General features: G+C 68.4%; 23 protein-coding genes. 10 read left to right on the forward strand and 13 right to left on the reverse strand.

What is annotated here, in order from left to right:
* The first annotated feature begins 320 nt into the window (after positions 1-320).
* Positions 321-1277, forward strand: coding sequence for a hypothetical protein (locus tag ACZ50Q_RS16110; RefSeq protein WP_464078950.1), 957 nt, complete (start codon positions 321-323; stop codon positions 1275-1277).
* Here the strand turns inward: ACZ50Q_RS16110 and ACZ50Q_RS16115 are convergent.
* The 3 genes from ACZ50Q_RS16115 to ACZ50Q_RS16125 form a co-directional block, all read right to left on the reverse strand.
* Entirely contained in the window at positions 1274-3946 is a 2673-nt protein-coding gene (locus ACZ50Q_RS16115) for an AAA family ATPase (protein ID WP_464078951.1), read from the reverse strand. The two genes, ACZ50Q_RS16110 and ACZ50Q_RS16115, sit on opposite strands and share 4 nt — an antisense overlap.
* Positions 3943-5070 carry a metallophosphoesterase family protein gene (locus ACZ50Q_RS16120; protein ID WP_464078952.1) on the reverse strand — a complete coding sequence of 376 codons (1128 nt, stop codon included), beginning with the start codon at positions 5068-5070 and terminating at the stop codon, positions 3943-3945. Before ACZ50Q_RS16120 ends, ACZ50Q_RS16115 begins: the two co-directional genes overlap by 4 nt.
* 192 nt (positions 5071-5262) lie before the next feature.
* Positions 5263-6564, reverse strand: a complete 1302-nt coding sequence (locus tag ACZ50Q_RS16125; RefSeq protein ID WP_076521094.1) for a D-amino acid dehydrogenase — start codon at positions 6562-6564, stop codon at positions 5263-5265.
* 135 nt (positions 6565-6699) lie between these two features.
* Here ACZ50Q_RS16125 and ACZ50Q_RS16130 point away from each other — a divergent pair, with 135 nt between their 5' ends.
* From ACZ50Q_RS16130 to ACZ50Q_RS16150, 5 genes are all read left to right on the forward strand, one after another.
* Complete coding sequence (locus ACZ50Q_RS16130; RefSeq protein ID WP_076521095.1) at positions 6700-7167, forward strand: winged helix-turn-helix transcriptional regulator; 468 nt, start codon at positions 6700-6702, stop codon at positions 7165-7167.
* 159 nt (positions 7168-7326) lie between these two features.
* Positions 7327-8085, forward strand: coding sequence for a DUF502 domain-containing protein (locus tag ACZ50Q_RS16135; RefSeq protein WP_464078953.1), 759 nt, complete (start codon positions 7327-7329; stop codon positions 8083-8085).
* A 27-nt stretch (positions 8086-8112) separates the two neighbouring features.
* Entirely contained in the window at positions 8113-8355 is a 243-nt protein-coding gene (locus ACZ50Q_RS16140; RefSeq protein WP_076521097.1) for an RNA-binding S4 domain-containing protein, read from the forward strand.
* A gap of 33 nt (positions 8356-8388) precedes the next feature.
* The gene (locus tag ACZ50Q_RS16145) at positions 8389-8964 is read left to right on the forward strand and encodes a restriction endonuclease (RefSeq protein ID WP_076521098.1); all 576 of its coding nucleotides are present in this window, start codon (positions 8389-8391) and stop codon (positions 8962-8964) included.
* A 52-nt stretch (positions 8965-9016) separates the two neighbouring features.
* Entirely contained in the window at positions 9017-9409 is a 393-nt protein-coding gene (locus tag ACZ50Q_RS16150) for a DUF2784 domain-containing protein (RefSeq protein ID WP_076521099.1), read from the forward strand.
* Positions 9410-9434: 25 nt separating this feature from the next.
* On the opposite strand, the gene ACZ50Q_RS16155 is transcribed toward ACZ50Q_RS16150, so the two are convergent.
* The 3 genes from ACZ50Q_RS16155 to ACZ50Q_RS16165 form a co-directional block, all read right to left on the reverse strand.
* Positions 9435-10562, reverse strand: coding sequence for an acyl-CoA dehydrogenase family protein (locus ACZ50Q_RS16155; RefSeq protein ID WP_076521100.1), 1128 nt, complete (start codon positions 10560-10562; stop codon positions 9435-9437).
* A gap of 125 nt (positions 10563-10687) precedes the next feature.
* On the reverse strand, positions 10688-12508 hold the full coding sequence (locus ACZ50Q_RS16160; RefSeq protein WP_464078954.1) for a glycoside hydrolase family 15 protein: 1821 nt from the start codon (positions 12506-12508) through the stop codon (positions 10688-10690).
* A 7-nt stretch (positions 12509-12515) separates the two neighbouring features.
* Entirely contained in the window at positions 12516-13337 is an 822-nt protein-coding gene (locus tag ACZ50Q_RS16165; protein ID WP_464078955.1) for a glucose 1-dehydrogenase, read from the reverse strand.
* 290 nt (positions 13338-13627) lie between these two features.
* Here ACZ50Q_RS16165 and ACZ50Q_RS16170 point away from each other — a divergent pair, with 290 nt between their 5' ends.
* Together ACZ50Q_RS16170 and ACZ50Q_RS16175 are read left to right on the forward strand one after the other, a co-directional pair.
* Positions 13628-14524 carry an NAD(P)/FAD-dependent oxidoreductase gene (locus tag ACZ50Q_RS16170; protein WP_464078956.1) on the forward strand — a complete coding sequence of 299 codons (897 nt, stop codon included), beginning with the start codon at positions 13628-13630 and terminating at the stop codon, positions 14522-14524.
* Between the two features lie 107 nt (positions 14525-14631).
* Positions 14632-15687, forward strand: a complete 1056-nt coding sequence (locus ACZ50Q_RS16175; RefSeq protein WP_464082005.1) for a GGDEF domain-containing protein — start codon at positions 14632-14634, stop codon at positions 15685-15687.
* Positions 15688-15702: 15 nt separating this feature from the next.
* On the opposite strand, the gene ACZ50Q_RS16180 is transcribed toward ACZ50Q_RS16175, so the two are convergent.
* From ACZ50Q_RS16180 to ACZ50Q_RS16210, 7 genes are all read right to left on the reverse strand, one after another.
* Positions 15703-16677 (reverse strand): alpha/beta hydrolase family protein, encoded by a 975-nt coding sequence (locus ACZ50Q_RS16180; protein WP_464078957.1) that lies wholly within the window; start codon positions 16675-16677, stop codon positions 15703-15705.
* Between the two features lie 177 nt (positions 16678-16854).
* Positions 16855-18585, reverse strand: a complete 1731-nt coding sequence (locus ACZ50Q_RS16185) for an ABC transporter substrate-binding protein (protein ID WP_092575474.1) — start codon at positions 18583-18585, stop codon at positions 16855-16857.
* Between the two features lie 138 nt (positions 18586-18723).
* Positions 18724-19032 (reverse strand): DUF2160 domain-containing protein, encoded by a 309-nt coding sequence (locus ACZ50Q_RS16190; protein WP_464078958.1) that lies wholly within the window; start codon positions 19030-19032, stop codon positions 18724-18726.
* 12 nt (positions 19033-19044) lie between these two features.
* Positions 19045-19857, reverse strand: a complete 813-nt coding sequence (locus ACZ50Q_RS16195) for a carbohydrate ABC transporter permease (protein WP_076521109.1) — start codon at positions 19855-19857, stop codon at positions 19045-19047.
* Positions 19850-20740 (reverse strand): carbohydrate ABC transporter permease, encoded by an 891-nt coding sequence (locus ACZ50Q_RS16200; protein WP_076521110.1) that lies wholly within the window; start codon positions 20738-20740, stop codon positions 19850-19852. Before ACZ50Q_RS16200 ends, ACZ50Q_RS16195 begins: the two co-directional genes overlap by 8 nt.
* Positions 20737-21825, reverse strand: coding sequence for an ABC transporter ATP-binding protein (locus ACZ50Q_RS16205; RefSeq protein WP_464078959.1), 1089 nt, complete (start codon positions 21823-21825; stop codon positions 20737-20739). The genes ACZ50Q_RS16200 and ACZ50Q_RS16205 overlap by 4 nt, the downstream gene beginning before the upstream one ends.
* Positions 21825-22910 carry an ABC transporter ATP-binding protein gene (locus ACZ50Q_RS16210; protein ID WP_464078960.1) on the reverse strand — a complete coding sequence of 362 codons (1086 nt, stop codon included), beginning with the start codon at positions 22908-22910 and terminating at the stop codon, positions 21825-21827. The genes ACZ50Q_RS16205 and ACZ50Q_RS16210 overlap by 1 nt, the downstream gene beginning before the upstream one ends.
* 220 nt (positions 22911-23130) lie before the next feature.
* Between ACZ50Q_RS16210 and ACZ50Q_RS16215 the strand changes: the two genes are divergently transcribed.
* Both ACZ50Q_RS16215 and ACZ50Q_RS16220 read left to right on the forward strand, forming a co-directional pair.
* A complete protein-coding gene (locus tag ACZ50Q_RS16215; RefSeq protein ID WP_231952158.1) occupies positions 23131-23922 on the forward strand; it encodes a DeoR/GlpR family DNA-binding transcription regulator in 792 nt (263 codons plus the stop codon).
* A 93-nt stretch (positions 23923-24015) separates the two neighbouring features.
* Positions 24016-25614 carry a glycerol-3-phosphate dehydrogenase/oxidase gene (locus tag ACZ50Q_RS16220; protein WP_464078961.1) on the forward strand — a complete coding sequence of 533 codons (1599 nt, stop codon included), beginning with the start codon at positions 24016-24018 and terminating at the stop codon, positions 25612-25614.
* Positions 25615-25617: the final 3 nt, after the last annotated feature.

The raw sequence follows: 25617 nt of genomic DNA on the forward strand, positions 1-25617 counted from the left end.
CTGCCCCCGTGCGATCCGACATTTCCCCCCTTCCCTGCGTCACCTGCGCCCTCTGCGCCCTGCGCTCAACGATGTTGAGCTCGCAGGAGGTCGCCGCGCGTTCCGCTTACGCGCGGTCCAAGCCCGGCTAATCGCCCGCACTTCCCCTTTCTGACTCACTGCTCCGGCCCGTGGCCGGCTGCCTGCGCACATCCACGCGCCTTGCAGCCCGCACCCGGCCGGCGGGCGCACTGCCGCGTGGCGCGCGCCCGCATTCCCCTTCGCCTGCGCCAGCCCACGACGGCTCGCGGGCGGCCACGCACCGTTTTCGTTCAAGCGCCATGCAACTCACCAAGAAATTCGTCAAAGCCAAGAACCCCTGCGCGGGCGGCTACAAATGGTTTATCCGCGACCACAACGGCCAGGGGGACTACCAGGCCGTGCTCGATGCCCTGGTCGCCGATGGCCGCGTCGGCGACGCCTGCTGGCTGCTGGACCAGTTCGGCCCCACCGATGCGGTGCTGCGGCTGGACAGCCTGGATGCCAACGCCATCGTGTTCGCCGGCACGCTGGAAGTGCGCATGGGCATCAGCGTGGACACGGTGGTGCGCGCGGGCCGCAGCATCGTCACGGGCGGCGGAATCCGAGCGGGCGAATCGATCGTCGCCGGCGAGAACATCACGGCCGGCGGCAACATCGCCAGCGGCGGCAACCTGCGCGCGGGCGGCGACGTGGCCGCCGATTGGGGCATCGAGACCGCCACGCGCCTGGACTGCGGCGGCAACGTGCGCGCCAAATGGGATATCTGCGCCGGACAGGACCTGGCCGTGACGGGCCACCTGCACGCGGGCCAGGACATCGCCACGCAAGGCGCCATCAAGTGCGGGCAAGGCATCAAGGCCGGCGGCGCGGTGCGCGCCGAGAAGGAAATCCATGCCGCCTGCGGCATCCAGGCGGGCGGGGCAATCGAGTGCGGCGACCATCTCGCCTGCGGCTGGGGCCTGATCGCGGGCGAGGACATCCGCGCCGAGGGCGCCATCCGGGCAGGCGAAGGCGTGCAGGCCGCCGGGGTCATCCAGGCCGGCTCGGGCCATGGCGTGTACGCCGGCCTGAGCGTGCGGCTGGACGCCTGGGACGTGTGCGCGCGCGTGGTCGCGCAAACGCGGCCGTCCCAGCTCGTGAGCGGGCACTGGGCGGGGCCCGACGACACCGGCCGCGTTGGCAGCGCGCCGGACGGCCAGCCCTGGAGCGGTTGGCTGGACGTGGGCGCGGCGCGCAGCGCCGGGCCCGCGCGCTAGCCGATCCTGCGCTGCTCCACGCCCATGTCGCGCCACGCCTCGCCGTGGCAGGTGAACATGAGGATCTGGTGCCGCGTTGCGGCGTCGAACAGCGCGCGCTTCATGAAGTCGCGCCGCGCGTCGTCGGTGTGCACCAGCGCGTCGTCCAGCAGCAGCAAGGTGGGCCGGCCCGCCTCGCGCAGCAGGTCCGCATAGGCAAAGCGCGCCAGGATGCCCAGTTGTTCGCGCGTGCCGAAGCTCAACGCGTCGAGCAGGTCTTCGCCGTTGCCGCGGCGCAGCGCCGTGGGCAGGAGCGCGTCGTCTAGGCGCAGCGCCGCGTCCGGAAACAATAGCGCCAGGTAGTGATTCAGCCGGCGGGCCAGCGGCGCCTGCAGGCGCTGCGTGGCCGCGGCGCGTTTGTCGGCCAGCAGCTTTTGCAGCAGATCCAGGGCGGCCGCGCGCCGCGCGAATTCGTCCCGGCGCCGTTGCAGGCGCTCGCACGCCGCCTGGGCTTCGGAGAGGCGTTCGCCCAGCCCCTGCGCGCCGGCCTGATCCAGCTTGCCCTGCAATTGGAGGATCTCGCCGTGGCGCTTGAGTTGCGCCTCGCGCTCGATGGCTGCGGACTTCTCGAAGCGTTGCATGTCCTGTTCGGCAAGGTCCGGCCGGTGTTCGGCCAGCGCCGCCTGGGCGGCGCGCACCCGCTGTTCGAGCTGGTCGTGGCCGCTGCGCACTTCGGCAAGGCGTCCGGCGCGGGCCTGCCGCTGCGCGGCCCGCTCGGGCGACTGCAATTCCGCGCCGCGCGCCTGCGCCTGCCCTTCCAGCACATGGGCGCGGGCCGCGTCAGCGTCAAGGGCGCGCTGCGCATCGACGAGCGCCTGCTCCGCCTGGACCGCCACGGCCTCGGCTTCGCGCAGCGCCTGGACGGCGGCGGGCAGATCGTCGTCGGGCGTGTCCGAGTCCGCCGCCGGGACGCCGGCCGCCAGTTCGCCGGCCGTCAGCTCCGGCGCCGCCGGCAGCTTGGACAGGCGCTCCTGCAATTGCGACCTGCGGGCCAGCGCCTCGTCGCGTTGGGTCCGCAGCGCATCCACGCCCCGTGGCGCGTGGATGGCCAGGGTCTTGCGCATGGCGTCCAGTTCCCGTTGCAGGGCGCCATAGCGCGCGTGGCGCTGCTCCGCTTCGGCCAGGGTTTCGACGTCCGCGCGTTTGAGCAAGGCGGCGAAGGCGGCCTCGACGCGCGCCAGATCGCGCTGCAGGGCTGGCAGGTCCTGGCCTCCGGGCTCGATCTGGAACCGGCCCACGCCCGGGAGATCCAGCTCGGCGGCGGCGGTGATGAGGACCTCGCCGGCACCGTCGACCGGCTTGCCATCCAGCAGGGCATGGCGGCCGGCATCGAGCCGATAGCGCAGGCGCGTGGCGACGGACTGCTGCTGCAACTGCAGGTTGCCGACCTCGCGCCCCGCCTTGCGCAGCGCCTCGATCTCGGCGTCCGACATCTCAAGGCGGACCGCCTCGGCCTTCAGGGCCGACCCCTCGGCGATCAATTGCGCCACCGCGTTCAGGGCGCCGTCCAGGCGTTCGATCTCGGGACTGAGCTGGGCCAACTGGCGGTCCAGGTCGCGGCGGTCGGCCAGGGCCTGCAACTGCGTCACGCGCCGGCGGGCGGACTCGAGCGCCGCGGCACGGGCCTGGCGCTGCTGCTGCGCGCGGGCCAGCGGCTCCTGCGCGGCCTGCACATGGGCGCGGGCGGCGCGCGCGTCGCGCAGCAGCGCCTGATAGTCGGTGTCGTCTTGTTGGTCGCGCCGGACCTGGTCCTGCAACAGGGCGAGCGTCTGGGCGGCCTGGGCCTGCTCGCGCTGCAGGCTTTCGAACGCCTCGCGCTCCTTGGCCAGCGCCGCCAGGCGCGCGCGGGCCTGGGCGGCCTTGGCCTCGAAGTCCTTCCAGGGCTGCGTCGCCTGCGCGCTCTCGTGCTCGCGCCGCAGCACGGCCAGGCGGTCGACGTCCGCATTGAGCTGGGCCATGGCCTGTTCGCACTCGTCGCGTTCGGCGGCGGCGCGGACGAAGGCGTCTTCGGCCTCTTTGTAACTGCCCTTGGGACGGCCGTTGCGCGCATCCAGCAGCGCGGCGCGCTCCGCGGACACGCGCTCGAACAGGCGGTCGCCGTCGCCGGAGGCCAGCTCGCCGGACAGTTGGGTCAAGGCGTCGCGCAGATGCGCGCCCGCGTGGCTGGCGGCCTCCTGGAGGTTCTGGCCGTCGCCCTGGCGTATCCAGAGCAGGCCCGGAACGCCGGCCAGGTCCGGTTTGCTCTGGCCGCGTCCGGGCAGTTCGAAGCCGAGCAACGCGGCCAGCGCGTTCTCGGCTTCTTCGCCGTCCAGCCGCTGCGCGCCGTCGTCGATGACGAGTTCACAGCGGGCCCGCGACAGGAACTGCTTCTTCAGCACGTACGCGTGATCCGCGTGGGTGAAGGCCAGTTCGACGGTGGGGCGCGCGCCCGACTCGCCGCGCGGCGCCAGGTCGGCGACCTTGCTGGTGCTGTAGCGTTCAAGAAACGCGGCCCGGATGGCGGCGGCCACGGTGCTCTTGCCCGCCTCGTTGGGACCGACGAACAGGTTCAGGCCGTCCTGCAGCCCTTCCAGGGACAGCGGCTGGCGGAACTTGCGGAATTCTTCGAGGAAGATGCGCGACAGTTTCATTTTGCGGCTCCCGGCGCAAGCGTCTCGCGCTGGAACCGCAGCAACAGCCGCAGGGCCTCGCCGGCCACGGCGGATTGCTCCTCGTCCGCCTGCAATGCCTGCAACTGGGCAGCGACCTCGCCCACGTAACCGCTGGCGCGCAGCTCCGCCAGGTCGGCCTCGTCGGGCTCCAGGCGCAGGCCCGACAGGTCGGGCAGCAACGCCCTCACCTGCGCGGCGGCCTGGTCCACCGCCTGTTGCAGCGCGTCCCAGGTTTCCAGGTTGACGTGGCCCTGCACGTCCAGGCGCAGGACGTCTTCGGCCCGCAGCGCGGCCATGCGCTCAGCCAGCGCCTGGGCATCGGTGGGCAGGCTGAGGGTTTCGGTCCAGGCGGACCAGCGGTACTTGCCGGTGGCGATGCGCTCGACCACGGGCACGGCGCCAGCCTCGGCGATGCGCACGTCCAGCACGTAGCCGGGCTCGTTGCCACGAAATCGGTCCTGTTCGGGCGTGCCGGCATACCAGGTGCGCTCGTCGATGGACAGGCAGCCGTGCCAATCGCCCAGCGCCAGATAGTCCAGCCGGGCGCGCGCCGCGCGGTCCGGTGCAATGGGGTTGGTGGCATCGACCGTGTCGGGCAGGCGGCCTGCGACGCTGCCGTGCGCCAGGCCCACGCGCAAGCGGCCGGGCGCGGACGCCAGCGCGTCGAACGCCTGGGTGACGTCGTCGTAGGTGTGGCGCTGCGTGAGCGGCGCGGCAAGGACGGCCAGATTGGCGTCCGGCAGATCCACCACGCCTGTGGCGAGCGGAACGTGGACATTCGCGGGGATGCAGCCCAGCTGCATGGCGCGGCTCCAGACGCTGTCCGCCAGCGCCGCGTCGTGGTTGCCGGCGATCATTACCCATGGCCCGGTGTAGCCCGCCATGGCGGCAAAGAGACGCCGGATCGTGCGGTCCGACACGCCTTGCGTGTCGAAGACGTCTCCGGCGACCAGCACCGCGTCCACGCGGCGCTCGGCGGCCAGGGCGGCGATGCGGGCGACGACGTCGAAGCGGGCCTCGGCCAGCATGGCGGCATCGTCGGTTTCGAACTGGCCGTACTGTCGGCCGATCTGCCAGTCGGCAGTGTGCAGGAAATGGGTCATGCGGCGATTTTGGCACAAAGAAACGGACGCTCCCGCCGCTGCCCGCGCGCATTTGTCCACCCAAAAAGCAACGGGCCGCGTTGGCGCGGCCCGTGGGCATTTGCGTTCGCGCCCGCGGCGCGAATGGGTTGAACCGTCACGGAGCGACGGGGTGGACCGTCCCGGAGCGACGGGGTGAACAGTGCCAGGGCGTCAGGCGCCCTTGCCGCCCAGCACGAGCGGCTGGCTGGACGCGGCCTTGCGGTCGTAGCGCGACAACCCGAGGCCGTCGGTGCTGATCGCGGGCCGCTGGCCCATCACCAGGTCGGCCACCAGCTTGCCGGAGCCGCACGCCATGGTCCAGCCCAGCGTGCCATGACCGGTATTCAGATAGAGGTTGCCGTAGCGCGTGGGGCCGACGACCGGCGTGCTGTCCGGCGTCATGGGGCGCAGGCCGGTCCAGAATTCGGCTTGGGCCACGTGCCCGCTGCCGGGGAACAGGTCGTTCACCACCAGTTCCAGCGTCTTGCGGCGGGCGTCCTTGAGTCGCAGATCGAAACCGGACAGTTCCGCCATGCCGCCCACGCGGATCCGCTTGTCAAAGCGCGTGACCGCGATCTTGTAGGTTTCGTCCAGGATGGTGGACACCGGCGCGGCGGCTTCGTTTTTCATGGGGATGGTCAGCGAATAACCCTTGACCGGGTACACCGGCAGGTCCAGCCCCAGGGGCTCCAGGAACCCGCGCGTGTAGCTGCCGAAGGCCGCCACGTACCGGTCGGCGGTCAAGACCTCGTTGCCGACGCGCACGCCGGCGATCTGGCCGCCCGCCGTGTCCAGGCCCGCGACGGCCTGGCCGAAGCGGAATTCCACGCCCAGGGCGGCGGCCATATCGGCCAGCCGGCGGGTAAAGAGCTGGCAGTCGCCGGTCTCGTCGTTGGGCAGCCGCAGGCCGCCGGAGAGCTTGTGGACGGAATTGGCCAGCGCGGGCTCCGCCGTCACGAGGCGGTGGCGGTCCAGCAGTTCGTAAGGGACGCCCACTTCTTCCAGCACGGCGATGTCGCGGCGGGCGGCTTCCATCTGGGCGTCGGTGCGAAACAGCTGCAGCGTGCCGCGCGTGCGCTCTTCATAGTGGATGCCGGTGGAGGCGCGCAATTCGCGCAGGCAGTCGCGGCTGTACTCGGCCAGGCGCAGCATGCGCTCCTTGTTGACCGCGTAGCGGTCGGCCGAGCAGTTGGCCAGCATGGCCGCCATCCACTTCAATTGGTACAGGCTGCCGTCCAGGCGGATCGCCAGCGGCGCATGCTTCTGGAACAGCCACTTGAAGGCCTTGAGCGGGATGCCGGGCGCGGCCCAGGGGGTCGAATAGCCGGGCGACACCTGCCCGGCGTTCGCGTAGCTGGTTTCCTGCGCCGCGGCGGGCTGGCGGTCCAGCACGGTCACTTTGGCGCCCTGACGGGCCAGATAGTAGGCGGTGGTGGTGCCGATGACGCCGCTGCCAAGGACGATCACATGCATGATGCTTTCCAGTGTTTGGTTTTGTACGGGAATTTCGGTAGTCTATGAGCCCCTAAGCAGTGAAAAGCACTGAAGATTTTGTTTTGCCAGGGCTTTTTCTCGGCAAGATCGGGTTTTCTGACCGGCAAAAGTGAAATGCGCGAACTCGACCGAATCGACCTCAAAATCCTGGATATCCTGCAGCGCGAAGGCCGCATTTCGGTCACCGATCTGGCCGAGCGCGTGAACCTGTCCGCCACCCCCTGCTCCGACCGCGTCAAGCGCATGGAACGCGAAGGCGTCATCACGGGTTACCATGCGCGCGTCAATCCTGCGGCGCTGGGCAAGAACCTGCTGGTGTTCCTGGAAATCAAGCTGTCGGCCAAGTCGGGCGATGTTTTCGACAAGGTCAAGAAAGAGCTGCTGTACGTGCCCGAGGTCATGGAGTGCCACCTGGTGTCGGGCGATTTCGACTACCTGGTCAAGGCCCGCCTGACCGAAATGAATGAATACCGCCGCCTCCTGGGTGAAATCCTCAAGCGTCTGCCCGCGTCCGCCGAATCGCGCAGCTATGTCGTCATGGAGGAGATCAAGGAGACGCTGTTCCTGCCGGTGGACCGCTAGGGCCGGTTCACACTAAAAGAAGACATGTCCCATAAAACATGACCCGGGCCGAGCCTGGTCCGGCCGGTCTTGTTACCGGAAAATCCGGCGACGGCTGCTATGCTGCGGCCCTCCCGGCGCGCCATCACATTCGTCCGCCCCCATTTTTTGCTCTTGCCTATGACTCGCCTCTATAAATACTTTTTCCGTGGCCTGATCACCGTCCTGCCGCTGGCGCTGACGATCTACCTGCTGTATCTCTTCCTCGCCTGGACCGAAGGCGTCGCGCTGACCTTCCTGCGCCCGTTCATCGGCGGCTTCTATGTGCCGGGCATGGGATTGCTGCTGGGCATCCTGGGGATCCTGGCCATCGGCTACCTCGTCTCCAAGGAGCGCGTGCAGCGCTTCCTGACGCTGGTGGAAATGCCCTTTACCAACCTGCCGGTGGTTAAGAGCATCTATTCGTCGCTCAAGAGCTTTGCCGATTACTTTTCGCCAAGTTCCAAGAACACCGCCCAACAGGTCGTCATCCTGCGCATTCCGGGCCAGCAGCTCGAACTGGTGGGCCTGGTGACCCGGCGCGGCATGGACGGCCTGCCCGAAGGCTTCACGCAGGGCGAGCGCGTCGCGGTCTACCTGCCCATGGGCTACATGATCGGCGGCTATACGGTCTTCGTGCCGCAAGAGTGGGTGCAGCCCATCGAGATGTCGGTCGAGGAAGCCATGCGCTCGTCCTTGATCGCCTGGATGGCGCGGTCCGAAACCGGCAACGGCCGTCCGGTGCCGCCCGCCGGACCGCCGGCGCCCGCCGCCCAGCCGCCGGCCGAGGCCGCCCATCCGGCCAATGCAGCCAGCGCGGCCAATACCGCCAATGCCGCCAATCCGGCCAGTTCCGCCAACCCCGCCAACCCCGGCGCCCCGGGCAGCGGTCCCGCCTGACCCCTCGCCCCCACGGATTCACCCAGTATGCGCATCATCGAATTCACGCTTGCCGCCGGCAGCCCCTATATTGAAATCAACCAGCTCCTGAAGGCCACGGGCGTTTGCGACAGCGGCGGCGCGGGCAAGATGCTCGTGGCCGACGGCCAGGTCCGCGTTGGCGGCGAGGTCGAAACGCGCAAGACGGCCAAGATCCGCGACGGCCAGATCGTGACCTGCGGCGACGTGCGCATCGTGGTGCGCGCGCCCGACGCCGGCGGCCAAGCCTGATTACCCGTTGAACCTGACACGCCGCGAGCCGCCATGAAACTCAAGATGTCCCAGAACTCCATCTTCGCCGTGCTGCTGCGCTCGCCGTGGTGGATGGCCGCCGGCGTGGCCGTGCTGCTGAGCGCGGGCGGCTTTGCCGCGTTGCCGCTGGAGTACGCCGCCATGGGCGTCTTCGCCGCCGTGCCGTTTGCCGTGATCGCCATCATGGCGGCCTACAAGCAGTTGCGCGCGCCGTCCGGCGCCCGCGTGCAGGCCGTGACCCAGGCCGTCGCCGCGATGTCGTGGGCGGAGTTTTCGCGGGTCGTCGAAGCGGGATTCCGGCGCGATGGCTGCGAGGTCGAGCGCATCCAGGCGCCCGGCGCCGATTTCGCGCTGAGCAAGGACGGCCATGTGGCCATCGTCGGCGCCAAGCGCTGGAAAGCCGCCAGGCATGGCGTGGAACCGCTGCGCGAGCTGCAGGCCGTGCGCGAGCGGCGCGGCGCACGCGAAGCCATCTACATCGCGCTGGGCGACGTGTCCGACAATGCCCGGCAATATGCCAAGGCCCAGGGCGTGTCGCTGATGACGGCGCCCGAACTCACCAAGCTCCTGCGGGACCTGAAAACCTGACGGCCCGGCCGGGGCCTGGATCTCCCTCACCGAACCCTGGGCGTTTTCTCCGATGATCTATCGCATCCTTGCCGACCTGGTGCTGGTCGTGCATGGCCTCTTTGTCGCATTCGTGATGTTCGGCGGCCTGCTGGCCCTGTGGAAGCCGCGGGCCGCCTATTGGCATCTGCCGGCGCTGGCCTGGGGCGCGCTGGTGATCGGCATGGGCTGGATCTGTCCGCTGACGCCGCTGGAAGTGTCGCTGCGCGAACGCGCGGGACAGGAAGGCTATGCGGGCGGCTTCATCGAACACTACGTGCTGGGCATCATCTACCCCGAGGGCATCACCCGGACCACGCAGATGCTGCTGGCCGCGTTGCTGATCGTGGGCAATATCGTGGTGTACGCCGTGTGGGCCCGCCGGCGGGCCGGCGCCCGGCACGCGGCGGCCGCGGCGCGCAGGTAGCGCCCGCCGCCCCGCCCGGCCCTGCCTACAGGTTGCGCGCGATCACCAGGCGCTGGATGTCGCTGGTGCCTTCATAGATCTGGCAGACGCGCACGTCCCGGTAAATGCGCTCGACCGGGAAATCCTTCAGGTAGCCATAGCCGCCCAGGGTCTGGATCGCCGCCGAGCAGACCTTCTCGGCCATCTCCGAGGCAAACAGCTTGGCCATGGAAGCTTCCGTCAACGCGGGCCGGCCGGCTTCGCGCAGGGCAGCGGCATGCAACACCATCTGGCGCGCCGCATGGATCTGCGTGGCCATGTCCGCCAGCCTGAACGACACCGCCTGGTGCTCGATGATGGGCTTGCCGAAGGCCTGGCGGTCGCGGGCGTAGTCGCGCGCGCACTCGAAGGCGGCGCGCGCCATGCCCACCGATTGCGCGGCGATGCCGATGCGCCCGCCCTCCAGGTTGGAAAGCGCGATCTTGTAGCCCTCGCCCTCTTCGCCCAGGCGCCAGGCGGCGGGAATTCGCATGTCTTCGAACGCGATCTGGCAGGTGTCGGACGCATGCTGGCCCAGCTTGTCCTCGACCCGCAGCACCTTGTAGCCCGGGGTATCGGTAGGCACGATGAAGGCGGAAATGCCGCGCTTGCCCGCGTCGGGATCGGTCACCGCGAAGACGATCACCGTCTGGCCGTTGCGCCCGGAGGTGATGAACTGCTTGGCGCCATTGAGGATGTAGTCCTCGCCGTCGCGCCGGGCGCGGGTGTGCAGGCTGCTGGCGTCGGAGCCCGCCTGCGGCTCGGTCAGCGCAAATGCGCCGATATGCTCGCCCCGCGCCAGCGGGCGCAGGAACTGCGCCTTCTGCGCGTCATTGCCGAATTTCAGGATGGGCATGCAGCCCACCGAGTTGTGCACGCTCATGATGGTGGAGCAGGCGCCGCTGCCCGCGGCGATCTCTTCCAGCGCCACCGCGTACGCGAGGTAGCCGCTGTCGTTGCCGTCCCACGCCTCGGGCACCAGCATGCCGAAAAAGCCCAGTTGCGCCATCTCGGCGATGGCGTCGGCCGGATAGTGGTGCTCGCGATCCCAGCGCTCGGCATTGGGCGCGAGGCGCTCCTGCGCAAACCGGCGCGCCATCTCCTGGACGCTTTGCTGTTCATCGGTCAAAAGCATGCTTGTCTCTCCTGGTGCAGGGGCCCGCGCGCGGCGGGCGCCGCGGCGGTCTCTCGATGTTGTGTGCGGGCGGCGATGAACGGACCGGGCCGCCTGATTGCGAGAATACACCGGCCCGGATCCGGCTACGCGCGCGGCGCGTCCTGCTCGGCCCGCTGTTGCGCGGGCCCCATGGCGCGGCTCAGGTTGTAGGCGGTGTTCACCAGGCCGATGTGCGAGAAGCCCTGCGGAAAGTTGCCGATCAATCGCCGCCGCACGACGTCGTACTCTTCCGACAACAGACCCAGATCGTTGCGCAGCGACAGCAGCCGGTCGAACAGCCTTTCCGCATCGCCCAGCCGGCCCAGCATCACGTAGGCGTCCGCCAGCCAGAAACTGCACGCAAGAAACACGCCCTCCTCGCCCTCCAGCCCGTCGTCGGTGTGCTCGACCGAGTAGCGGCGCAGCAGCCCGCCATGCATGAGCTCGCTTTCAATGGCGTGCACGGTGCCCGCCACGCGCGGATCGTTGGGCGGCAGGAACCCCACCTGCGGGATCAGCAGCAGGCTCGCGTCCAGCGCCGGCGAACCATAGCTTTGCACGAAGCAGCCCCGCGCACGGTCGTAACCGCGGTCGCAGATGTCCTTGCGGATCCGCTCGCGCAGCCGCCGCCAGTCGTCCACCGGGCCTTTCAGGCCCCATCGCTCGCAGGCCTTCACCGCCCGGTCGAACGCCACCCAGCACATCAGCCGGGAATGGGTGAAGGCGCGCCGCTCGCCCCTGACTTCCCAGATGCCGTGGTCCAGTTCGCGCCAGCGCGTTTCCAGCGGCTTGAGCAGCACGTTCTGCAGGCGCCAGGCTTCGGCCAGGGGCGCCAGGTCCGCCACGCGGGCGGCATACAGGGTTTCGATGAGTTCGCCATAGATGTCGAGCTGGCTCTGTCCCGCCGCGCCGTTGCCCCGGCGCACCGGCCGGCTGCCCTCATAGCCGGGCAGCCAGGGGATTTCCAGCTCGGGGAGCCAGCGCTCGCCCGCGATGCCGTACATGATCTGCAACTGGTCCGGATGCCCGGCCACCGCGCGCAGCAGCCATTGGCGCCACGCCTCCGCCTCTTCGCGATAGCCGGCGTTGAGCAAGGCGTACAGCGTCAGGGCCGAATCGCGCAGCCAGCAATGGCGGTAATCCCAGTTGCGGCTGCCGCCCAGCAATTCGGGCAGCGAGGTCGTCGGCGCCGCGATGATGCCGCCGGTCGGGTGGAAGGTCAGCAGCTTCAGGGTGATGAGCGAGCGCACCACGGCATCGCGGCGTCCGTCCAGCGCGCCTTCCCAGTGGCAGCGCTTGGACCACTCCTGCCACCACGAGACCGTGCGGTCCATGCTTTCGACGCGGTCCGGCACGAATCGGGGGGTGCGGTGCGAGCGGTGATACGACAGGGTGAACGGCACGACGCGTCCCGGGTGCACGGAAAAGCGCGCCGTCGTCTTCATGTCGTGGCCTTCGAGCTCGACGGGGGTGTGCAGCTCGATCGCGTCCGGCCCGGCGATGGCATTCAGGCCGTAGTCCCGCCGCCGGACCCAGGGCACGCTCTGGCCGTAGTTAAAGCGCAGGATGAGCTCCATGTCCATCTGCACGTGCCCGGATTCGCCGCGCACGATGCGCACGACGTCCGCGCGCTCGTCGTCGTCGCTGAGGGGCATGAAGTCGTACAGCAGCACCGAGCCTGTCCGGGTCTCGAAGCGCGTTTCCAGGACCGCCGTGTCGGGCACGTAACGGCGCGAGGTCGCCCGGACCTTGCCGTGCGGCGCGATGAGCCAGCGCCCGTGATTCTGGTCGCCCAGCAGCGCGGCAAAGCACGCCGGCGAATCGAAATGCGGCAGGCACAGCCAGTCGATCGACCCGTCGCGCGCCACCAGCGCGGCGGACAGCATGTTGCCGATGAGCCCGTAGTCTTCCAGGGGTTTGGACATGCCGGCCTCAGCCCGCGCCGCGGAATTCGGGGTACAGCGTCATGCCGCCATCCACGAAGAGCGTCGTGCCGGTCACGTAATCGGACGCATCGCCGGCCAGCCAGACGGCCGCCTGCGCAATGTCCTCCGGTTCGCCGATCCGGCCATAGGGAATGAGTTCCAGCAGCTTGGCCAAGGCTTGCGGCGTGTCCCACGCCGGCTGGTTGATGGCGGTGCGGATGGCGCCGGGCGCGATGGAATTGACGCGGATGCGGTCCGGCGCCAGCTCTTGCGCCAGCGACTTCATCAGCAGCGAAATGCCGCCCTTGGACGCCGCGTAGTTCACCTGGAACGCCCACGGGATCACTTCATGCACCGAGCTGATGAAGAGGATGTTGCCCACCGAGAGGTTCTGCCGCGCCGGGTCCGGCGGCTGCGACTTGAAGGCCCGGGCTGCCGCGCGGGCGCACAGGAAATGGCCAGTGAGGTTCACGTCGATGACCCGCTGCCAGTCGGCCAGCGTCATGTCGGCGATCGGCGATGGATGCTCGACGCCGGCATTGTTGACCAGGATGTCCACCCGGCCGAAGTGCTGCGCCGCCTGCGCGAACAGATGATCGACGTCGGCTTCGCGGCTGATGTCGGCCGCCGCGGCCACCGCCGTGCCGCCGTCGCGCTGGATCGCTTCCACCACGGCCGCGCCGCGGGCCTGGGAATCGCCGCCCGCGCGGTGATTCACCACCACCCGCGCCCCCGCCTGCGCCAGGCCGATCGCCGTGGCCCGTCCGATGCCGGAGGACGCTCCCGTCACCACGGCCACCCGGCCGCGTAACCCAGTCGTCTGCTGCATGCCAGTCTCCTTGGCGGCCGGCTCTTGGGGTCGGCCGCCGGTGTAGAGGGTTCCAGGGTAGTCCTGGCCCGGGGGCCGGCGCAACCCGCCCGCGGCTGGCGCTCGTTCGAGCAAGCGGCGTTCCCGAAGGGCGGCATGGACGCGGCAAGACATGCGTCAGATATGCGCAAGACATGCGCAAGACATGCACAGGGCATGCATATGAAACATCATAAGTTGCGTAAAACGTCGAGGCTGCCTATCATGCAACTTATAAAGTATCGAGACTCCCCACCTTGAAAGGATCACCCATGCAATACGACGTCATCATCGTCGGCGGCAGCTTCGCCGGCCTTTCCGCCGCCCTGCAACTGGCGCGCGCGCGCCGGCAGGTTTTGCTGGTCGACGCCGCGCGCCCCCGCAACCGCTACGCCGCGCACGCCCACGGCTTCCTCGGGCAGGACGGCGTGCCGCCGCAGGAGATCGTGGCGCGCGCCCGCGAGCAGCTTGCCCGGTATCCGACCGTCGCATTCCTGGACGGCGAGGCGCTCCAGGCCGCGCCCGTGGACGGCGGGTTCGAGCTTGTCCTGGCCGCCGGCCAGCGCGTACGCGGCGCGCGCCTCATCCTGGCCACGGGCATGCGCGACGAATTGCCGTCCTTGCCCGGCCTGCAGGAACGCTGGGGCCAGACGGTGCTGCATTGCCCGTATTGCCATGGCTATGAAGTGGCGGGAGAACCGCTGGGCGTCCTGGCCGCACATCCGATGTCCGCGCACCAGGCCTTGCTGCTGCCCGACTGGGGGCCGACCACCTACTTCACGCAGGGTCAGTACGAGCCCTCGCCGGAAGAAGCGCGGCACCTTGCCGCGCGCGGCGTCCGGCTGGAACGCACGCCGGTCGTGCGCCTGCTGGGCGAAGCGCCCGCGCTGCGCGGCGTGGCGCTGGCCGACGGCCGCCAGGTGCCGATCCATGCGCTTTTCGTGGCGAGCAGGACGCACATGGCCAGCCCGCTCGCCGGGCAACTCGGGTGCGCGTTCGACGAGGGGCCGCTGGGACCCGTGATCCGCGTGGACGAGCTCAAGCAGACCACGGTGCCGGGCGTCTTCGCCGCGGGCGACGCGGCCACGCCGATGTCCAACGCCACGCTGGCCAGCGCCTCGGGCGTGATGGCGGGCATCTGCGCGCACCGTTCGCTCGTGATGGCCTAGCGCCCTGGCACGGCCCGCGCGCGTGCATAATGCCGGATGGCCGGCCCGCTCTGCTTGCAGAGTCCGGGCCGAAAGTTCATCCGACCATGCATCCAGGAGCAGCCGTGCTGGATCCCATCCTCGCCGAACTGTCGACTACCCTGCCCGCCGCCAAGTCGGTCGAGCAATTGACCCGCCCCCTGCTGGACATGCTGGGCGCCGTCACCGGACTTGAATCGACGTACCTGACCTCGATCGACCTGCAGGCCGACCTGCAGCACGTGCGCTACGCGCGCAACGTGGGTCAACTGCAGATACCCGAAGGGCTGTCCGTGCAGTGGGGCGACACGCTCTGCAAGCGCGCGCTGGACGAAGGCCGCATGTGCACCAGCGACGTTGCGCGGTGCTGGCCCGACTCCGCAGCGGCGCGGCAGCTTGGCATACAGACCTACGTCAGCGCGCCGGTGCGCGCCGAGGACGGCGTGCTGTACGGAACGCTGTGCGCGGCCAGCGCCAGGCGCCACGACATTGATCCGCAGGCCGAGTCGGTGCTCAAGCTCTTTTCCAGCGTGATCGCCAGCTTCATCGAACGCGAGATGCTGGTCGAGCAGTTGCATGCCGCCAACGTCCGGCTCATGTCGTACGCGCTGACCGATACGCTGACGGGCCTGCCCAACCGCCGCGCGCTCTACGAAGCGCTGGACCGCCTGATGGCGCGCGCCGTGCGCGAGCACGGCAGCGTGCTGGTGGGCGTAATCGACCTGGACGGATTCAAGGGCATCAACGACACCCATGGACACCAGGCCGGCGACGTCTTCCTGCAGGAAGTCTCGCGCCGGATTGCCGCCGCGCTGCGCTCGTCGGACATGCTGGGGCGGCTGGGCGGCGACGAGTTCGTGCTGATCGGCCCGGGGCCGGCGCTGCCTCGCAAGCACGCGGAAGCGGGCGGCGTGACGCACCACGCCGAAGCCGAGGAAGCCGCGCGCGCCATGGAAGAACGCGTCCTGTCCGCGACGCTGGGCCGCTATGCACTGGGCGAAGCCTCGGTCGCCTACGAAGGCGCCAGCGCCGGCGTCGTGGCGCTGGACCCCGCCGGACTGGACGCCGAGGCCGCCGTCCAGCTGGCCGACGCGCGGATGTATGAGATCAAGCACGCGCGCCGCGCGGCGCGCACCATCCATTGAGGCGCGGTCAGGCGTTCATCGCAGTTGGGCCTTGAAGAACCCCACGATGCGGGCGTTCAGGTCGCGGTGAAACGACTGGCGGTCGAATCCCTCGCCATCGCGGCAGATCCCGGGCAGCGATGAGGCCTGGTCGGTCGAGCACGGCGCCAGGAACGCGAAATGCCCCGCGCCCGCGGCGACCTGGTAGTCCGGCGCGGCGCCCAGTCCCTGGCGCACCGATTCCACGCTGGCAGGGCTGACCCCGTCACCGCCCCTCTCCGAGACCCACAGCTGGATCGGCACGGCCACGCGCTTGAGCGCGTCGCCGGGAAACACATTGAGCGGATCGGCGATCACCGCCGCCTTGATGCGCGCATCCGCGGGGTACGGCTGCTGCGGCACCTTCCCCGCCGCGATGTCACGGCACATCGGCAGCGAGGGCGAGTCGGCGCAGGTCGCCAGGCCCGCGCGCAGATCCGGCACGGCGCCGGCCAGCACCAACCCGGTGTAGCCGCCGCGCGAAAAACCGAAAAAGCCGATCTTTTCCGCATCCAGTCCCGCCCGGTCCGGCCAGGCGACCGTCATGTAGTCGATCAGCCGCCGCATCTCCCGGGGCCGCGTCGAGAAGATGGACAGATACCCCTGGCGCGACCGGTCCTGCGCGTTGTCGCCCACGTGGTTGATCGCCGCCACCACGAAGCCCGCGTCGGCCAGCGCCGCCGCGGTGTCATGGTGGCTGAGGTATGAGCCGCCCGATCCATGGGACATGACGATGAGCGGGTAGCGGCCGGCGGGCATCTTGCAACCCTGCACGCCCGCGATGATGCTGCGCCCCACCTTGATCTCACCCGCCGGCTCGGCGCAGGGCGTCCAGACCGCCCCTTGCAGACCCGGGCCGTTCTGGTCCATCGGCAGGTTCAGCCGCTGGAAACCGGCGGCATGGCACAGGCTGGCGGACAGCGCCAGGGCGGCGGGAACCAGGGACAACAGGCGTTTGGAAAAAATGGTCATGCGGGCGCGGGAAAACGGAAGGTGGCGGGGAAGCGGCGCGCGGCCAGCGGCCAGCGTGATTGTGACATGTGCGCCGCCGCGCCCCGCCGCAGGCGTGCCATCCGCCCGCCCTCCGCGCGCCCGCCAAAACAAACGCCACAGTCAGCCTGTGGCGTTCGTTCCCTGCCGGCGCGCGCGTTACCTCACCTTCCCTTCCTTCCAGGCCGACAGCAGTTGTTCGTAGGGAATCGTCTCCCCCTTGGGCTTCTCGTTGGCCAGTTTTTTCCACGGCGCGTGCTGGTCGGACAGCCACTTGCCGGGATCGCTCTTGGGATTGAGCTTGGGCGCGCACTGCGCCATGCCCGCGCGCTCCAGCCGCGCCATGACCTGATCCATTTCGTTGGCCAGGTTGTCCATGGCCGCCTGCGGGGTCTTTTCGCCCGTGACGGCGGTGGCCACGTTCTTCCACCAGAGCTGCGCCAGCTTCGGATAATCCGGCACGTTGGTGCCGGTCGGGGTCCACGCCACCCGCGCCGGGCTGCGGTAGAACTCGATCAGGCCGCCGTAGTTGGCCGCGTTCTTGGTGAAGAACTCGCTGTTGATGTCGCTGTCGCGGATAAAGGTAAGACCCGTGATCGACTTCTTGAGCGACACCGTCTTGGACGTGACGAACTGCGCGTACAGCCATGCCGCCGCCATTTTGTCCGGATTGGTGGACTTGAAGAACGTCCACGAGCCCACGTCCTGGTAGCCGTTCTGCATGCCGTCCTTCCAGTAGGGGCCGTAGGGCGACGGGGCCATGCGCCACTTCGGCGTGCCGTCGTCGTTCACGACCGGCAGGCCCTTCTTGGTCATGTCGGCCGTGAAGGCCGTGTACCAGAAGATCTGCTGTGCGATCTGGCCCTGCGCGGGCACCGGACCGGCTTCGGAGAACGTCATGCCCATGGCCTGCTGCGGCGCGAATTTCTTCATCCAGTCGATGTACTTGGTCAGCGCGTACACGGCGGCCGGACTGTTGGTGGCCCCGCCGCGCGATACCGACGCGCCGACCGGCGTGCATTTGTCGTCGGCGACGCGGATGCCCCATTCGTCCACCGGCATGCCGTTGGGCAGGCCCTTGTCGGCCGCGCCCGCCATGGACAGCCACGCATCGGTGAAGCGCCATCCCAGCGACGGGTCCTTCTTGCCGTAGTCCATATGGCCGTAGACGCGCTTGCCGTCGATCTCCTTGACGTCATCGGAGAAGAACGCGGCAATGTCTTCATAGGCGGACCAGTTCGTCGGCACGCCCAGTTCATAGCCGTACTTGGCCTTGAACTTTTCCTTCAGGTCCGGGCGGGCGAACCAGTCGGCGCGGAACCAGTACACGTTGGCGAACTGCTGGTCCGGCAACTGGTACAGCTTGCCGTCCGGCGCCGTGGTGAACTTGGTGCCGATGAAATCCTTCAGATCCAGTTGCGGATTGGTCCATTCCTTGCCGGCCCCGGCCATGTAGTCCGACAGCGGCAGGATGGCGCCGTAGCGATAGTGCGTGCCGATCAGGTCGGAATCGGAGATCCAGCCGTCATAGATGGACTTGCCGGACTGCATGGACGTCTGCAGTTTTTCGACGACGTCGCCTTCCTGGATGAGGTCGTGATTGACCTTGATGCCCGTGATGTCGGCAAAGGCCTTGGCCAGCACCTTGGACTCGTACTCGTGCGTGGTGATGGTTTCGGACACCACGCTGACTTCATTCACGCCCTTGGCCTTGAGCTTGGCCGCGGCGTCGATGAACCATTTCATTTCGGCCATCTGCTGGTCCTTGGACAGCGACGAGGGCTGGAACTCCGAATCGACCCATTTCTTTGCCTCCGGCTCGCCGGCCCAAGCCCCTGACGTTCCGATCAGGGCGATGGCGGCCGCCATGGCGTGCATGCGCAATTTCATGACCTGTCTCCTCGATGAGTCTTCCCCTATCGTGCTGCGGACCGCGGGCCGGGGAAGACGCTGGCCGATAGTCCTTTCTGACTGCCCGAATCCGACAAGGGGTCTGCGCCCCTTTTTGACCCTTTTTCACCCTATTTTTCACCCTTTTTTCATGATGAACGCCAGCAGCAGCATGGACACCACGAAGCTGATCCACACCGATGGCGGCTCGTCCAGCGAAAACCACGCCATCGCCTTCTGGCCCAGACCCAGGAACGCCAGATTGACCCAGGCCGCGGCCATCAGGCCGATGAACAGGCGGTCGCCGCGCGTGGTGGGCAGGGGCAGGAACCCCTTGCGCTCCTGCGTGGGCGACTTCAGTTCCCAGATCGTCATGCCGATCAGCATCAGGACGATGCAGGTGAAAAACACGGCGACCGGGGTGGTCCACACCATCCAGCTGAACATGGCGCCCCCCTCCTACACGCGGCCCATCGCGAAACCCTTCGCGATGTAGTGCCGCACGAACCAGATGACGATGCCGCCCGGCACGATGGTCAGCACGCCCGCCGCCGCCAGCACGCCCCAATCCATGCCGGAGGCCGACACGGTGCGCGTCATGGTGGCGACGATGGGCTTGGCGTTGACCGAGGTCAGCGTGCGGGCGAGCAGCAGCTCCACCCAGCTGAACATAAAGCAGAAAAACGCCGCCACGCCCACGCCGGACTTGATCAGCGGCAGGAAGATCGTCAGGAAGAAACGCGGAAACGAGTAGCCATCGACATAGGCGGTCTCGTCGATCTCGCGCGGCACGCCGGACATGAAGCCCTCCAGGATCCACACCGCCAGCGGCACGTTGAACACCAGATGCGCCAGCGCCACCGCCAGGTGGGTGTCCATCAGCCCGAGCGAACTGTAGAGCTGGAAGAACGGCAAGAGGAACACGGCGGGCGGCGTCATGCGGTTGGTGAGCAGCCAGAAGAACACGTGCTTGTCGCCGATGAAGCGGTAGCGCGAGAAGGCGTAGGCGGCCGGCAACGCCACGCCCAGCGACACGACCGTATTGATGACCACGTAGATCAGCGAATTGATGTAGCCCGAATACCACGCCGGATCGGTGAAGATGGTGCGGTAGTGCTCGAAGGTGAAATCGCGCGGCCAGAGCGTCAGCGTGCTGACGATCTCGGTGTTCGACTTGAACGACATGTTCAGCATCCAGTACAGCGGCAGGATGGCGAACACCAGGTACAGCGTCAGGAAGGCGCCCCGCCACCAGGTGGTTTTCTCACGCATTTGCCCGCTCCTCGTCGAAGCCGCCGGTGGTGCCCGCGCGCTGCATCCAGTTGTAGAGGATGAAGCACAACAGCAGGATGATCAGGAAATAGATGATCGAGAACGCCGCGGCAGGCCCCAGGTCGAACTGCCCGACCGCCTTCTGCGTCAGGTACTGCGACAGAAAGGTGGTGGCGTTGCCCGGCCCGCCGCCCGTCAGCACGAAGGGCTCGGTGTAGATCATGAAGCTGTCCATGAAGCGCAGCAGCACCGCGATCATCAGGACGCCGCGCATCTTGGGCAACTGGATGTAGCGGAACACGGCAAAGCGCGAGGCGCCGTCGATCCGCGCCGCCTGGTAATACGCGTCGGGAATCGCGCGCAGCCCCGCGTAGCACAGCAGCGCGACCAGCGGCGTCCAGTGCCACACGTCCATGATCAGCACCGTGATCCAGGCGTCGAAATCATTGCCGGTGTAGTTGTAGTCCACGCCCAGCCACGACAGCGTGGCGCCCAGGAGGCCGATGTCGGTGCGCCCGAAGACCTGCCAGATGGTGCCCACGACGTTCCAGGGAATCAGCAGCGACAACGCGATGATCACCAGCACCGCGGATGCGCGCCAGCCGCTGGCCGGCATGGACAGCGCCAGCAGGATGCCCAGCGGGATCTGGATGAGCAGCACCGCGAACGAGAATCCGATCTGGCGCAGCAGCGCCCCATGCAGCTCGTCGTCCTGCAGCACGGCGGCAAACCATTCCGTGCCGACGAACACCCGCCGGTCCGGCGAAATGATGTCCTGCACCGAATAGTTGACGATGGTCATCAGCGGCAGGATGGCCGAGAACGCCACGCACAGCACGACTGGCATGACCAGGAACCAGGCCCGGTGATCGGTGGGTTTCATGGGATCAGCGCCTCGTCGCGATAAAAGCAGGTGTGCGGATTGACCACCGACAGCCACACGTCGCCGCCATGGCCGGGGGGGACGACATCGCTGCCCAGCCGCGCGCGCACCGGCGTGCCGTCGAAATCGGCCACCAGCAGCGTGTAGGTGCCCACGTCCTGCACGCGGTCCACGCGCAGGGGCACCGCGCCGGGCGCGCCGGCCTGCGTCACCCGCAGGTATTCGGGGCGCACGCCGAGCTTGACCGGACCGGCGCCCGCCAGCTTGGCGGCCAGCGACTCCGGCAGGCCGTCCAGACGGTGCCGGCCCACCATCAGCGCGCCGTCGCGCCACTCGGCCGGCAGGAAGTTCATGCCGGGCGAGCCGATGAAATGGCCCACGAAAGTGTGCGCGGGCCGCTCGAACAGATCGTCCGCGCTGCCCACCTGCACGGCGCGGCCCCGCGCCATGACCATCACCTGGTCGGCGAAGGTCAACGCCTCGGTCTGGTCGTGCGTCACGTAGATCAGCGTCAGCTTGAACTCGTGGTGGATTTCCTTGAGCTTGCGCCGCAGTTCCCACTTGAGCTGCGGGTCGATCACCGTGAGCGGTTCGTCGAACAGGATGGCCGACACGTCGCTGCGCACCAGGCCCCGGCCCAGCGAGATCTTCTGCTTGGCGTCGGCCGTCAGGCCGCTGGCCCGGCGGTCCAGGACATGGGACATTTCGAGCATTTCGGCGATGCGGCCGACGCGCTCGCGGATGCGGTCGGGCGCGACGCCCCGGTTGCGCAGCGGAAAGGCCAGATTCTGGGCCACCGTCATCGTGTCGTACACCACCGGAAACTGGAACACCTGGGCGATGTTGCGCGCCTGCGGGCTCTTGTCGGTGACGTCCTGGCCATCGAACAGGATGCGCCCCTGCGACGGCCGCAGCAGGCCCGACACGCAGTTCAGCAGCGTCGTCTTGCCGCAGCCCGACGGCCCGAGCAGGGCATAGGCCCCGCCGTCGCGGAACGTGAACCGCAGCGGCAGCAGCGCATAGTCTTCGTCCGACCGGGGCTGGGGCACGTACGAATGGGACAGGTCCAGCTCGATCTGCGCCATCAGGCCGCCCCCCCCACGCTGGCCGGCCGGCGCGGCGCGGTCAAGAGCGCGCCGTCCGCGCCGAAGGCATAGGTCTGCGCCGGATCGAAGTAGAGCGCCACGCGCTCGTCCAGGCTGTAGCGGTGCACCCCGGGCAGTTGCGCCACGACGTCGCCGGCGGCCGTGGCGGCGTGCACGAAGGTATCGGACCCGGAGATCTCGGCCAGCGTCACCCGCCCGGGCAAGGCGACATAACCCGGGCGCGGCGTCACGTCCAGGGCGCCGGCGCGCAGGCCGGCGGTGATGTCGGCATCGGCGCCCGGCGGCAGCGCGAGTTCCACCGCCACGTCGCCCTGCAACACGAAACCGCCATTGTGGCGCCGGGCGGCAAACAGGTTCATGGGCGGATCGCTGAAGGCCCGCGCCACGCGGATCGAATTGGGCCGGTGAAAGACCTCGGCCGTGGGGCCGTATTGCAGCAGCTCTCCGGCGTCCAGCACGGCGGTGTGGCCGCCCAGCAGCAGCGCCTCTCCGGGTTCCGTGGTCGCATAGACCACCGTGGACCGCCCTTCCGCAAACAGTTCGGACAGCTCATCGCGCAATTCTTCGCGCAGCTTGTAGTCCAGGTTGACCAGCGGTTCATCCAGCAGGATCAGCGGCGCTTCCTTGGCCAGCGCGCGCGCCAGCGCCACCCGCTGCTGCTGCCCGCCGGACAGTTCGGACGGATACCGGTCCAGCAAATGGTCGATGTGCAGCCGCGCGGCCATGGCGTGGACCTTTTCGCGCGTGTCGCGCGCGCCGCGCAACTTGAGCGGCGAGGCGATGTTGTCGTAGACCGACATGGAGGGATAGTTGATGAACTGCTGGTAGACCATCGCCACGTTGCGCTGGCGCACCGGCACGCCGGTGACGTCGACCCCGTCGACCCGCACGCGGCCCTCGGTGGGACGGTCCAGCCCGGCCATGATGCGCATCAGCGAGGTCTTGCCGGCCAGGGTCGCCCCCAGCAGGACGGTCATGGCGCCCGCAACCGGGGCTAGGCTCATGGGATACAGATGCGTCTGCGAGCCGGCCCGCAACACGATCCCGTCCAAGGTCAGCTGCATCTAGTCTCCTCAACCTACTTATATGTCCCTGTTTTTGTGGACTTCGGTATTCGGTACAGCGCCCTGCTCCGTGCGCCGGCGCGCGCACGCGCCGGGACAACACGATGAGCATACTCTTTCAGATGGCTTTCGTTTTTTGTGCGTTTTACTCAAGAAGCGAACAAAAAACAATCTTGCGGTGCGTCATTATTTTTCGCTTTTGTTGTTTTATCATGCGAACATGACACTGAATCCACGCCAGAGCGCGCTGATCGAAATGGTCCGGGCCCAGGGCTCCGCCTCGATCGAAGCGCTTGCCAAACACTTCGACGTCACGCTGCAGACCGTGCGGCGGGACGTCAACATCCTGTCCGAAGCCGGCCTGCTGTCGCGCTTTCATGGCGGCGTCCGCATCGAAGCCTCGACCATCGAGAACATCGCCTACCGCAAGCGGCAGGGGCTGCACGCCGCGGGCAAGCAGCGCATCGCCGAAGCCGTGGCGCGCGCCGTGCCCGACGGCTGTTCGCTGATCCTGAACATCGGCACCACCACCGAGGCCATCGCGCGCGCGCTGCTGCGCCACCGCGGGCTGCGCGTCATCACGAACAACCTGCACGTGGCCGACATCCTGTCCGACAACCCGGACTGCGAAGTCATCGTGGCGGGCGGCGTGGTGCGCTCGCGCGACCGCGGCATCGTCGGCGAGGCCACGATGGACTTCATCCGCCAGTTCAAGGTCGACATCGGCCTGATCGGCATTTCCGGCATCGAGGCCGACGGCACCCTGCGCGACTATGACTTTCGCGAGGTGCGCGTGGCCCGCACCATCATCGAACAATCGCGCGAGGTCTGGCTGGCCGCCGACAGCAGCAAATTCAAGCGCCAGGCCATGGTGGAACTGGCGCATATTTCGCAGATCGACCGGTTCTTCACCGACGCCCACCCGCAGGAGCCGCTAGCCCAGGTGCTGCTGGACGCCGGCGTGCGCTGCGACGTCGCCGCGGCGCCGAACACCCTGAAACCCACACCCTGACCGCGCGCGCCCGAGCGGGCCCGTTGTCCGCTGCCGGGCCGCCGACGCGACCACCGACGCATTTACCTCGCGGCCCCGCCGCCATCAAAGAACATGAACCGACCCCTCGCCTCCGTCACCCCGCCCGACCGCAGCCGACTTCTGAACACGCTGGACAACACGCACTCCTGGGACGTCATCGTCATCGGCGGCGGCGCGACCGGCCTGGGCACCGCGGTCGATGCCGCCTCGCGCGGCTACCGCACGCTGCTGATCGAAGGCGCCGACTTTGCCAAGGGCACGTCCAGCAAGGCGACCAAGCTGGTGCACGGCGGCGTGCGCTATCTGGCGCAAGGCAATGTCAGCCTGGTGCGCGAGGCCCTGCACGAACGCGGCCTGCTCAACCGCAACGCGCCGCACCTGGTGTGGCCCCTGGGCTTCGTGGTGCCTGCCTACAGCATGCTGGACCAGCCTTTCTACGGCATCGGCCTGAAGATGTACGACATGCTGGCCGGCAAGCTGAACCTGTCGCCCAGCCGCTGGCTGTCGCGCCGCGAGACGCTGGCCAATGCGCCGACGCTGGCCGAAAGCGTGAATGGCCGCAGCCTGAAGGGCGGCGTCCTGTACTACGACGGCCAGTTTGACGACGCGCGCCTGGCGGTGAGCCTGATGCGCACCCTCTTCGACCTGGGCGGCACGGCCGTGAACTACGTGCGCGCCACCGGCCTGACCACCACGAGCGGCAAGGTGGACGGCGTGACCGCGCAGGACGTGATCGGCGGTTCGACCTTCACGCTGCGCGCGCGCTGCGTCGTCAACGCCACCGGCGTCTGGGTGGATGCCGTGCGCCGCATGGAAGACAAGAACGCGCAAAGCATGGTCGCGCCCAGCCAGGGTGTGCACCTGACGCTGCCGCAGGATTTCCTGCCCGGCAAGCGGGCCGTCCTGATTCCCAAGACCGACGACGGCCGCGTGCTATTCGTGGTGCCGTGGAACGGCCACACCATCGTGGGCACGACCGACACGCCGCGCCAGGACCTGCCGCTGGACCCCGACGCCGGCGAACAGGACGTGGACTTCATCCTGAACACCGCGGCGCGCTACCTGAGCCGCAAGCCCACGCGCGCCGACGTCACCAGCGTCTGGGCCGGGCTGCGTCCGCTGGTCAAGGCCACCGGGGAAGCCTCCACCAAGAAGCTGTCGCGTGAACACACCATCCTGGTGTCCAAGGCCGGGCTGGTCACGGTGACCGGCGGCAAGTGGACCACCTACCGCCGCATGGCGCAGGACGTGGTGGACACCGCGATCCAGCACCAGTTGCTGACGCAGGCCTCGTGCCGCACCGAATCGCTGCCGCTGCACGGCGCCAGCGGCCTGGCCCCCTCGCAGGAACACGCCGGCACGCCCGACAGCTATTACGGCAGCGACCTGCCGACGCTGCAGGCCCTGCCCGGCGCGCAGCGCATGCTGGTCAAGGCGAGCGGGCTTTCGGAAGCGCACGTCCGTTTCGCGGCGCGATTCGAACTGGCGCGCAGCGCCGAAGACGTGCTGGCGCGCCGCAATCGCGCGCTGTTCCTGGATGCCGAGGCCGCGATGCTGGCCGCCCCCGAAGTTGCGCGCATCCTGGCCGAGGAACTGGGCCACGACGCGGCCTGGCAGCAGCGCACGCTGCAGGACCTGGCCGCCGTCGCGGCGCACTATCGGTTGAAGTAGACG

It is taken from the genome of Achromobacter sp. T5-5, assembly GCF_055397965.1.